This window comes from Streptomyces griseoviridis, assembly GCF_005222485.1.
Classification (GTDB): Bacteria; Actinomycetota; Actinomycetes; order Streptomycetales; family Streptomycetaceae; genus Streptomyces; species Streptomyces hintoniae.
Map to the genome: position 1 here is coordinate 3,316,810 of NZ_CP029078.1, position 10,048 is coordinate 3,326,857.

The 10,048-nt window shown below is 74.7% G+C and carries 11 protein-coding genes and 1 tRNA gene; 5 read left to right on the forward strand and 7 right to left on the reverse strand.

Annotated features, from left to right (window positions below; translation table 11 throughout):
- Positions 1-126 precede the first annotated feature (126 nt).
- Positions 127-199 (forward strand) — tRNA-Arg (locus tag DDJ31_RS13865).
- Positions 200-669: 470 nt separating this feature from the next.
- Positions 670-951 carry a chaplin gene (locus DDJ31_RS13870; RefSeq protein ID WP_127179978.1) on the forward strand — a complete coding sequence of 94 codons (282 nt, stop codon included), beginning with the start codon at positions 670-672 and terminating at the stop codon, positions 949-951.
- A gap of 226 nt (positions 952-1,177) precedes the next feature.
- Here the strand turns inward: DDJ31_RS13870 and DDJ31_RS13875 are convergent, their stop codons facing one another.
- The 7 genes from DDJ31_RS13875 to DDJ31_RS13905 all read right to left on the reverse strand — a co-directional run bounded on the left by DDJ31_RS13875 (position 1,178) and on the right by DDJ31_RS13905 (position 6,053).
- Positions 1,178-2,041, reverse strand: coding sequence for a tyrosinase family protein (locus DDJ31_RS13875; RefSeq protein ID WP_127179977.1), 864 nt, complete (start codon positions 2,039-2,041; stop codon positions 1,178-1,180).
- On the reverse strand, positions 2,025-2,537 hold the full coding sequence (locus tag DDJ31_RS13880) for a tyrosinase family oxidase copper chaperone (RefSeq protein WP_127179976.1): 513 nt from the start codon (positions 2,535-2,537) through the stop codon (positions 2,025-2,027). Before DDJ31_RS13880 ends, DDJ31_RS13875 begins: the two co-directional genes overlap by 17 nt.
- A gap of 136 nt (positions 2,538-2,673) precedes the next feature.
- Positions 2,674-3,192, reverse strand: a complete 519-nt coding sequence (locus DDJ31_RS13885) for a hypothetical protein (protein ID WP_127179975.1) — start codon at positions 3,190-3,192, stop codon at positions 2,674-2,676.
- Between the two features lie 284 nt (positions 3,193-3,476).
- A complete protein-coding gene (locus DDJ31_RS13890) occupies positions 3,477-3,971 on the reverse strand; it encodes a DUF5949 family protein (RefSeq protein ID WP_127179974.1) in 495 nt (164 codons plus the stop codon).
- A 328-nt stretch (positions 3,972-4,299) separates the two neighbouring features.
- Positions 4,300-4,590: a hypothetical protein gene (locus DDJ31_RS13895; RefSeq protein WP_127179973.1), complete on the reverse strand. Its 291-nt coding sequence runs from the start codon at positions 4,588-4,590 to the stop codon at positions 4,300-4,302.
- A 220-nt stretch (positions 4,591-4,810) separates the two neighbouring features.
- Positions 4,811-5,551 (reverse strand): hypothetical protein, encoded by a 741-nt coding sequence (locus DDJ31_RS13900; protein WP_127179972.1) that lies wholly within the window; start codon positions 5,549-5,551, stop codon positions 4,811-4,813.
- A gap of 262 nt (positions 5,552-5,813) precedes the next feature.
- Positions 5,814-6,053: a chaplin gene (locus tag DDJ31_RS13905; protein WP_127179971.1), complete on the reverse strand. Its 240-nt coding sequence runs from the start codon at positions 6,051-6,053 to the stop codon at positions 5,814-5,816.
- Positions 6,054-6,300: 247 nt separating this feature from the next.
- Between DDJ31_RS13905 and DDJ31_RS13910 the strand changes: the two genes are divergently transcribed.
- Genes DDJ31_RS13910 through DDJ31_RS13920 form a run of 3 tightly spaced genes read left to right on the forward strand, consistent with a single transcriptional unit; the run spans position 6,301 to position 10,045 of the window.
- The gene (locus DDJ31_RS13910; protein ID WP_127179970.1) at positions 6,301-7,395 is read left to right on the forward strand and encodes a DUF3344 domain-containing protein; all 1,095 of its coding nucleotides are present in this window, start codon (positions 6,301-6,303) and stop codon (positions 7,393-7,395) included.
- A 53-nt stretch (positions 7,396-7,448) separates the two neighbouring features.
- Entirely contained in the window at positions 7,449-8,621 is a 1,173-nt protein-coding gene (locus DDJ31_RS13915; RefSeq protein WP_127179969.1) for a glycosyltransferase, read from the forward strand.
- Positions 8,618-10,045, forward strand: a complete 1,428-nt coding sequence (locus DDJ31_RS13920; protein WP_127179968.1) for an exopolysaccharide biosynthesis polyprenyl glycosylphosphotransferase — start codon at positions 8,618-8,620, stop codon at positions 10,043-10,045. Before DDJ31_RS13915 ends, DDJ31_RS13920 begins: the two co-directional genes overlap by 4 nt.
- Positions 10,046-10,048 lie beyond the last annotated feature (3 nt).

The window sequence follows — 10,048 nt, forward strand, 5'->3', positions numbered from 1 at the left end:
TGTAAGGCCCTACGTACGGCCCGATGGGGGAGCTTCGCGTATCCCGATTACCGGGAAACAGCGATTCCCCCATCCGTCCCCCGCGACACGGGGAACAGCACCCGGAAGCTGCGTTTACGCAGGTCAGCCCCCGTAGCTCAGTGGATAGAGCAGGCGCCTTCTAAGCGCTTGGCCGCAGGTTCGAGTCCTGCCGGGGGCGCTCTCCCACATCCCGTGCACGCCCTCCTCCGGGAGGGCGTTTCTGCTGGTCAGGTACATGCTAGCGGGCGCCGCGTCACGGTGGCGTAAGGCCGGACCCGGCCCCGCCGCCGGGAGCGCGGCACGGGCCCGTGGCCCGAGGGAACCCGAGACCCCCGGAACTCATGCCTCTTCGGCAGAAAGATCACCCGGACGGGCGCCGCGACGGCCGGCCCGCGCGCACCAAACCCGCGCCACGGGACCGCGCCCACCGGGACCGGCGCCCCTCAGAGCGGCCCGCACCGCGCCCGCGCCCGCGCCCGCCGCCCCCGGTCAGCAAAGGGAGGCGCGCCGGAGCCGGAAGGGGAGCCGCCCCGGCGCGGAAAGGGTGACGCCCCCGCACACGCCGTGACCAGGCGTCGACCTCGGCGTTGTAGGGGGAGTGCGGCGGCGAGTGGTGCCGGCGCACTCATCGAGTCAAAGGAGAACGTGATGTCTCGCATCGCGAAGGCGGCCGCGGTCGCGCTCGGCGCGGGCGCCGTGGTCGTCAGCGGCACCGGCCTCGCCATGGCGGACGCCGGCGCCCAGGGCGGGGCCGTCGGCTCGCCCGGTGTGATCTCGGGCAACCTCGTCCAGGTCCCGGTCAACGTGCCGGTGAACGTGTGCGGAAACACCATCGACGTGATCGGCCTGCTGAACCCGGCGTTCGGCAACACCTGCCTGAACAAGAGCGCTCCCCGCGTTCACCACGGCGGCTACGGCTACGGCGGCTGAGCCGACCGTATCCACGTGAGAGCCCCGGCACCTCGAGCGCCGGGGCTCTCCCGCGTGCCCGAGGACCCGCCCGCGACCGCCCCCTCCCCCGCACAAGCCGCCGGTGCGCCCTCACCACGAGACGGCGGCACCCTCACCACGGGACCGCGGCGCACCCTCACCACGAGACGGCGGCACGCTCACCACGGGACCGCGGCGCCCTCACCACAAGTCGGCGGAGGCGCCCTCACCCGTACCGGTACACCGTGCTCATGTCCTCCATCTCGTCCGGCGTCATGTCCCACGGCGGGAGCTTCTCGTGGCGGGCGATGATCCGGCCGTACTGGTCGTCCCCGACCCGCGGCGGCTTCTCCGGGAGGTAGCGGGTGTCACGGTGGCGGTTCTGCCAGCGCGTCCACTGGAGGTCCACGAAGGAGTGGTGGAGCCAGAACACCGGGTCGTTGACGGACGCGCCGGTGACCATCGTGCCGCCCACCCAGCGGTGCACCCGGTTGTGGTTGTGCCAGGACCCGGGGCCGCGCCCGGTGCCCCACCCCTCAAGACGGTTGCGGAACCCCCGGACCGTGGAGTCCCAGGGCGCCATGTCGTAGACCGGGTCGTCGAGCGCCGACTGGAGCTCCGCCTTGGTGGGCAGCGGCAGCGGGTTGGCGGGCCGGCCCAGGTCCCGGGTGAGGAAGTCGGCGTCGGTGACGTTCTCCCTGAGGGTCCAGTGGCCCGTCGCGTAGGCGAACGGCCCTGTCGTCACCCGGTGGTCGGAGCGCCGCCCGGTGCCGCCGAGCAGATCGGCGGTCCACGGCGTGCCGGTCGCCGACCGGTCCCGGGTCCAGTCCCAGTAGGGGATCGTCACCGACGCGTCGACCCGGCGCAGCGCCCGCTCCATGTCCAGCACGAACCGGCGGTGCCAGGGCAGGAAGGAGGGCGTCATGTGGGCGGTGCGCAGTCCGTCGTCGCCGTCGGGGACGTAGTACTCGATGTGCCTGCGCACGAACTCGTCGTACTCGCCGCTCCGTTTGACCTTCAGGAGCGCGTCCACGAACCGCTTCCGCTCGGTGCGGGTGAGGGTGCTGACGTCCCTACGCGTGTACGCCACGGCCTGCCTCCCTGTCCGTGCGGTCCTGCCCGCACATCCGGCCGCGGTTCGGGTCGCGCGGCCTGCGGTGGGGGCCGAGTTCGTCCACGGCGGCGCGGGCGGCGGCCTGCGGGGTCGGGTAGGAGCGGTAGTGGTCGATCATGCTCAGCCAGCTTCCGTCGGCCCGCCGCATCAGAGGCAGCGGGAACCCGTCGACGGTGACCCGCCACGCCCCGCCGCCCGCCCGCGCCGCCCCGCCGGGCCCGGCGGCCGACGCGAGGTCGGCCGCAGGCACCCGGGAGCCGCGGATACGGCGGCCCCGGTACGTCTCGTCGAACGCGCCGTCTCCGTCGGCGGTGGTAGGGCGGGAGGCGGTGGCCAGCGGCGCGCACACCAACGCGGCGGCCGCCGCCGGCAGCCCGCGCAGCACGCCGCGCCTGGGCGGGCCGGCGGGCCCGCCTCCCGGTTCCCGCTCCGCGCCCACCGGCACTGTGCCGACGCTGCCCCTGACGTCCATGGCTCGCTCCTCGTCCGGTCTCGGTTGTCACCCCGGTAACCGGCCGACCGCCCGCGCGGTCACGGAGTGCGGCCGGAGAACGCCACGGGCCCGGACCGCTGTCGCGCGGTCCGGGCCCGTGGCGTGCCGCGGCGCGTCACAGACCGGGGCCCGCCACCAGGTCGGCGCCGGGGACCGTCTGGAGGACGGGGGCGAGGACGCCCGCCTCGGGCAGCTTCAGGCCCGGCAGCCCCGCGTTGGAGGCGTCGGGCGGGGTCAGCGGGGCGTCGAGGGAGAGGCCGGGGGCCAGCGTGTGCAGGTCGGCGGCCGGGAGGTGGAGGCCGACGTGGTCGAACTGGTCGCCCAGGAGGTGCGGCAGGGGGGCGCGCACGTCGGCGCCGGGCAGGCCGCCGCTGATGGGCAGTTGGGGGACGGCGCGGTCGGGCAGGAGACGGCCCTCGACGTAGCGCGGGCCGTCCAGGTTGCCGGGCGTCGGCAGCGGGATCTGGCCGCCGATCGTGGGGAGTTCCATGTGGAGGGTCTGCTCGACGCCCTCCAGCGGCACCGGCACGGGAACCGTGCCGACCGCGGCGGCCGGGCTCGCGGTGGCGGCGCCCATGGCCGCCGCGACGCCCGTGACGACGGCGGCAAGGGTTCCTCGGGTGGTCGGCTTCATCTCGCTGCGGTCCCTTCCGGAATGCGACGCGCTCTGCGTGCGTACCGGGGTAACGAGGCGGCCGACGGCTTGAGCGCATCTTTCCCCCGACTGCCGCAGTAGTACTACGACGGGGAAATAGGTGCGCGGCGCGACCGCGTGGGAGCGCGACGCGTCCGCCGGTGACGCGGGTGAGGGCGAACTGCCGTACCCGGCAACCCACATGGGGCGGCGACCGGACCGTGCGGGACGGTGTCCGGTCGCCGTTCTCCAGCGGAGGTGGGCAGTTGGGGTGCGGCCCGGGGTCAGCCGCGCAGTCGGCGGGCCGGCAGGACGACGTGGGCCGCCGACGTCAGCGTCTCCTCGGAGCCCGCGAACTCGGCCAGCGCCTCCGGTTCGATCGGCTTGCCCGGCTCGGCCTCGGGCCACGGGCGGGTGGTGAAGATGAAGTAGGCGTAGCCGCGTTCGCCGACCGCCTCGAGCCACTCGGGCGGCGGGGTGCACTGGGCGTTGCAGCCCGGCATGGTGACGACGGCCTGGCCGCCGTCGACGAGCAGGCTCACCGGCAGGCTCGGCCTGGTGGCGGCGTCCACCAGGTCGCCGCCGGCCGGCAGGCCGCTGTTCTTCAGCATCTGCGCGACGGCGGCCGACGAGGCCTCGGGTCCTGACGGCGCGTCCCCGAGGGGGTAGGCCAGGAGGTAGGGCATGTCGCCGTCGGCGGCCTCGCCGCTCCAGGCCAGCACGACGAGGGTGCCCAGCTCGACGGCGGAGGTGCGGGTTTCGCTTGAGGTTGAGGTCACCGCGCGACCTTATCGACGCGCCGGAACCCGTTCGGGGGTGTCATCACTCGACCGGGCGAATTCCGCGCCCTGTCCACACGAACGGGGGACCCGCCCTTCGAACAGCGCCGAGGGCCGATTCCGTACGGCACGGAATCGGCCCTTTCGATGGCACGCCGACCGGATTCCGATGGAACTCCGGAGGGAACTCCGGTGGAACTCTGCCGGGTTTTCGGCGGGACTCCGGTGGGACTTCGGCGCGGTGCGGCGGTGTGGACGGGAGAGGGACGCGCGTGCGTCGGGACCCGGCGGCGGACGGCAGGGGGCCGGGCGCGGGTCCCGGAACGGCTCAGCCCTTGAGCGGGAGTCCGCCGAGCAGCTGGGTGGGCTTGTTCAGCGCGGTCGTCGCACCGTCCACCGCGCTGAGCGGGGAGGTCTTGTCCTCGGTGTTGAGGGCGTTCGACTGGTGCTGCAACGGCATCAGGTCGACGGGCTTGAGGTGGCCCGAGGTCAGGCTGTTCACGGCGCCGTTGAGGCTGGTGGGGGTGACGGCGGCGGTGTCGTAGGCGAACGCGGGCGCGGCGGCGCCCGCCAGGGCGAGGGAACCGGCAACGACAGCGGCGGCTTTGAGGGAATTCATCGGGTTCCTTTCTTCGGCAACTCGGGTCGCCGGCGGTAATTCTGACGCCGTGCCTAACGAGCCCCCGACGGCACGGAAACCCCGTGATCAGAAATTTCCCCCCACCCGTCCGAAGGAAGGATTCCGGCGCACGGCCGTCGCGCCGCCCCCGTGGAACGGCCGGACGACCGTCGCACCGCCCCCGTGGAACGGCGCGACGGCCCTGCCCGGTCCCGGCAGGTCAGCCCGTGGCCGGTTTCGGCGCGGCGGGCGCGGCGGGCAGCGACGGAGCGGCGGGCGCCGGGGGGACGGCGGCGGGCGCGCTCGGCGGCTTGGGCAGTCCCGGCAGGTCGGGGGCGGGCAGGCCGCCGCCGACCAGGGTCGCGGCGAGGACGTTGACCTCGCCGGCCACGACGGCGGTGGCGGCGGGCGCGACCTTGGCGGGGTCGCCCGAGGTGGTGGCGGCGGCGAGGCCGTCGACCGCCTTCTGGAGAGCGGCGAGGGACGCGGCCTTGACGTCCGCGATGGCGGCCGTGCCGGCCTGGCCGCCCTTGGTGAGGCCGGGCGCGGCGGGAGACGCGGGGGCGGCCGGGGCCGTGGGCGCGGCCGGGTCCGCTGCCGTCGGGGTCGTCGCGGTCGTCGGGGTCGTCGCGGTCGTCGCGGCTGTCGCCTTCTTGATGGCGTCCTGCACCGCGGCGGCCAGCTTCGTCGCCTGGTCCTTGGCGAGTTGGCCCTTGTCGGCCTTGAGCGCGGCGTCGAGCAGCGGGGTGATCGCGGCGAGCACGCCCCCGGCGTCACCGAGGCTCCGCGCCTGCGCGGCGAGCCCGTCCGCGCCGGGCAGGGGCGCGCGGGGGGCGGACCGGGCGCGCTGTTCCCTGGCCGGTCCCGCGTCGGCGGCGAGGGCGGTCGGCGCGGCGACGGCGGTGAGGAGGGTGGCGCAGAGCGCGGACGACGCGAGACGCCGTGCGGGCAGGGCACGCATGGGTGTTCCTTTCGGTGGTGCTCGGATCTTGAGCCCACCGTGGGAGCGCGGGTCGCGCTCCGCAACCGAGCGGCTGCGACACGTCGTCAGATGTGCCGTGGGGCACGGGTATCGCCCCTGGTGAGGCGCTTGTGCGGGGGATGCGGCCGCGTCGGGGCGCCGCTCCCGTTCGGAGCAACCCCCGGACGCGGGTCGGCCGCCCTCCCGCGGTGGAAGCGCGGGAGGGCGGCCGGTGAGGGACCGCGGGGTGCGTCCTCGGACGTCAGTGGTTGACGCAGGTGTTGCCGAAGGCCGGGTTCAGCAGGCCGACGACGTTGATGGTGTTGCCGCAGAGGTTGATCGGGACGTGGACCGGAACCTGGACGGCATTGCCCGACAGCACGCCCGGCGAGTGGGCGGCCACGCCCTGCGCGCCACTGTCGGCGGAAGCGATGCCGGCGCCGCCGGCGACGGCCGCGGCGGCGGCGGTGGTAAGGACCAGGCCCTTCGCGATACGCGACATGGAGAGGTGCTCCTTGGGGGGTTGACACAACATCCGGGCGGCTGCCCGGCGTTGTGTCAACGCGTGGCGTCCGTCCGGGTTGTGCCGCCAATGGAGTGATCTGCCGACGGGCCCTCCTTCACCATTCCGACACAGTTGTCCGCTTTCACCGCATTAGTACGGATAGCGGCTACAGTTGCGCACCTCCCGACGCACCCCTATAGCCGGTCAATCTGATGCACGACATCCCGAAAGGGCGACGCCCGTCATGCGTACTTCCCCGGGTCCTCTGCTGCGCCGCGCCCTGGCGGGCGTCCTCGCCCTGACCGCACTCGGCTCCACCGCGAGCGCCGCCGCCCCCGCGCCCCCGGTCGGGGAGGCGCGGCGGCTGCCGTTCGCGGAGCGCTACCGCGCGCTCCAGCACGGCGGGATCGTCCGCGCCGCCAACGTCTCCGTCAGCTGCCGCGCCACCGGCACCGAGGCGGCCCCCGACTGCCCCGCGGTCCGCGCGGGCGGCGCCGCCGTCAGCGGCGACTTCGACATGTTCTACGTCGACGTCGACAAGGACCCCGCCACCTACAACTCCTCCCGCGCCGAGGTCAGGCTGCCCGACACGGCCCGGGTCACGTACGCGCGGCTGTACTGGGGCGGCAATCTGCGGGTGGGCGAGCAGAAGCCGCCGAAGGACGACGGGCGGGTGCTGCTCGCGGAGCCGGGCGGCCGGTACCGGGAGGTCCTCGCGGACACCGTCGTCGGCCACCGCACGGAGCAGGGCGCGGACGCCTACCAGGCGTCGGCCGATGTCACCGCGCTGGTGCGGCGGAGCGGTCCAGGGCTGTACACGGTGGCGCAGGTGAACACGGCGATGGGCCGTTCGGCGGCCGGCGCGTGGGGCGGCTGGACGCTGGTGGTGGCCTACGAGGACCCGGCCCAGCCGCTGCGCAGGCTCGCCCTGTGGGACGGCTTCGACACCGTCAACTCCCTTGCGGGGCAGGAGATCCGGCTCGACGGGGCGGAGGTCGAGCCGGGTGCGCGCGGCCGGGCCGGGCTCGTCGCGTACGGCGGCAGGCGCGGCGTCACCGGCGACTCACTCTCCCTGGTGACCGGTCCGGTCTCGGCCACCGCGCTGTCCGACGACGCCAACCCCCGTGCGGACGTGCTGAATTCGACCATCTCGGAGCCCGCCGACGTCCTCGCCGAGCGGGTTCCGGCGTACGCGAACACGCTGGGCTACGACTCCGACGTGTTCGATCTCCGTACCGCACTGAGGCGCGGTGGTGACCAGCTGGCCGTCCGGCTCGTTTCCCGGCGGGACGCGGCCTGGGCCGGTGTGTTCTTCGTCGCCGTCGACGCCCAGCAGTAGGCGCGTTCCCGCCCGCATTCCCGAGCGTCGTCCGTGAGCGAGGAAACCGCGCCATGCACCTGGAACCACCCGACCACCGGCCGCGGGTGCTGCACGTGACGCAGCCGGTGGACGGCGGTGTCGCCCGCGTCGTCACCGATCTGACGAGAGCTCAGCTCGCGGCCGGTCTGCGGGTCACGGTCGCCTGTCCCGAGAGCCCGCTGGCGGCCGGGCTGCGGTCGCTGGGAGCCGAGGTACGACCCTGGCGGGCCACCCGTTCGCCGGGGCCGACACTTGTTCGAGAGGTACGCCGTCTGGGTCGGATCGTCGCGGAGGTGCGTCCCGATCTGGTGCACGCGCACAGCGCCAAGGCCGGCCTCGCCGGACGGCTCGCGGTGCGCGGGCGCGTCCCCACCGTCTTCCAGCCGCACGCCTGGTCCTTCGAGGCCGTCGGCGGGGCGACGGCCGGCCTCGCGCGCGGCTGGGAGCGGTGGGGGGCGCGCTGGGCCTCCCGGGTGGTGTGCGTGAGCGAGGCGGAGCGCACGACCGGCGTGCGCGCCGGGATCGACGGCCAGTGGCGCGTCGTCCGCAACGGTGTCGACCCCGAGCGCTTCCGCCCCGCCGCCGCACACCCCGCGCGGGCCGCGCTGCTGCCGGACCTCGACCCGGACGCGCCGCTGGTGGTCTGCGTCGGGCGGCTGTGCCGGCAGAAGGGCCAGGACGTCCTCCTCGACGCCTGGGAGTTCGTCTCCCGGCAGGTGCCCGCCGCGCGCCTCGTGCTGGTCGGCGACGGCCCCGACCGCGAGCGGCTGACGGACCTGGCGCCCCCGTCCGTGCGGTTCGCCGGCGCCGTCGCGGACCCCGCGCCCTGGTACCAGGCCGCCGATCTGGTGGTGCTGCCGTCCCGCTGGGAGGGGATGGCGCTCGCGCCGCTCGAGGCGATGGCCTGCGGGCGGCCCGTGGTCGCCAGCGACGTGGACGGCGCCCGGGAGAGCCTGCCCGCCGCCCTCGCGCCGCGCTGCCTGGTCAGGCCCGACCGGCCGCCGCTGCTGGCCGCCGCCCTCACCGAGCTGCTCCTCGACCCGGTGCTGCGCACCTCGCTCGGGCAGCAGGGCCGGCACTACGTCCTGTCCACGCACGACGTGCGGCACACGGCCGAGGCGGTGGCGGACGTCTACCGCGAACTGCTCGGCGACGCCGTCGTGCCCGCCGTGCCGTCCGAGAGCAGGGAGTCGATCCAGTCGTGACCGCGGAAAGCACCGTCCCCTCGCCCGGAGGCCAGCCACGGGACCTCGGATTCTCACCCGTCGCGGTCCTGCCGCCACGCGGCTTCACCGCGGGATTCCGCTTCCCCGTCCGGCGCCCGCGCACCCGGCCCGTCTCACCGGTGCCGCTGCTCGCCGCCGACCTGGCCGCCGCCCTGACCGGCGCCCTGGTGTTCGCCGACGCCGCCCACCGGCCGCTGCTGACAGCCCTGTTGGTCGCCGCGTCGATGCTGACCCGACCGCACCCGCCGCGTCCCGCACCCGGCGTCCTGGACGAACTGCCCACCGTGTGCGGCCGGATCGCGGTCGCCTGGACGGTGCTCGCGACGTTCCTCGCCGCCTGGTCACCGCAGTCGGCGCTGACCTTCCGCACCCTGCTGCTCGGCTTCCTGATCCAGTCGGCCGTCTGCTGCGCGGGCCGGGCCCTGGCCCACTGGCGGCGCAGGACGGCGCTCCTGAACCACCCACGGGCCGCCCTCGTCATCGGCCCGGCCGCCACCGCCCAGCGAGTGGCCGCGGCCGTGCTGCGCCACCCGCGGCACGGCATCCGCCCGGTCGGCGTCGTCGCCGAACACCCGGACGGCGCCGAGGGGTTGCCGGTGCTGACGACCGGTCAGGAGGTGCAGCGCGCGCTCATCCAGAACGGCGTGCGGGACGTCCTCGCGGTGCACGCCTCGGTCCGCACCCAGCAGGGGCCGCTGCTGCGGGCGCTCGCCGAGTCGGGCTGCGCCATCTGGGAGGTCGACGCGGACGCCCCCTCGTACGCGAGCCGCGACCAGCTCGCCGGGTTCTCCTGCCGGCGGCTCGACATGGGGTCGGGCCGCCGCCGCGGCAGCGCGGGCAAGCGGGCCCTCGACATGCTGGTCTCGGGCCTCCTGCTGCTGCTGGTCTCCCCGCTGCTGCTGGGGTGCGCGGTGGCGCTGCGCCTCTTCGTCGGGCCGGGCGTGGTGTTCAGACAGGAGCGCGTCGGACAGCACGGCAGACCCTTCACGCTGCTGAAGTTCCGCACCCACCGCCCGGCCGACGAGCACGAGGCGGCGACCCGCTGGAGCGTCGCGGACGAGCACCGCATGCCGTGGTTCTGCCGCTTCCTGCGCCGCACCTCGCTCGACGAGCTGCTCCAGCTGTGGAACGTCTTCTGGGGCGACATGAGCCTGGTCGGCCCGCGCCCCGAACGCCCCTACTTCGTCGCCCAGTTCAGCCAGACCTACCCCGGCTACGCGGCCCGCCACCGGATGCGCACCGGCATCACGGGACTGGCCCAGATCAACGGGCTGCGCGGGGACACCTCGATCGAGGACCGGGCCCGTTTCGACAACGCCTACATCGACAACTGGTCGCTGTGGCAGGACATCTGCATCCTGCTGCGCACCGCAGCCGCCCTCGTGCGGCCGACGGGAAGCTGAGCC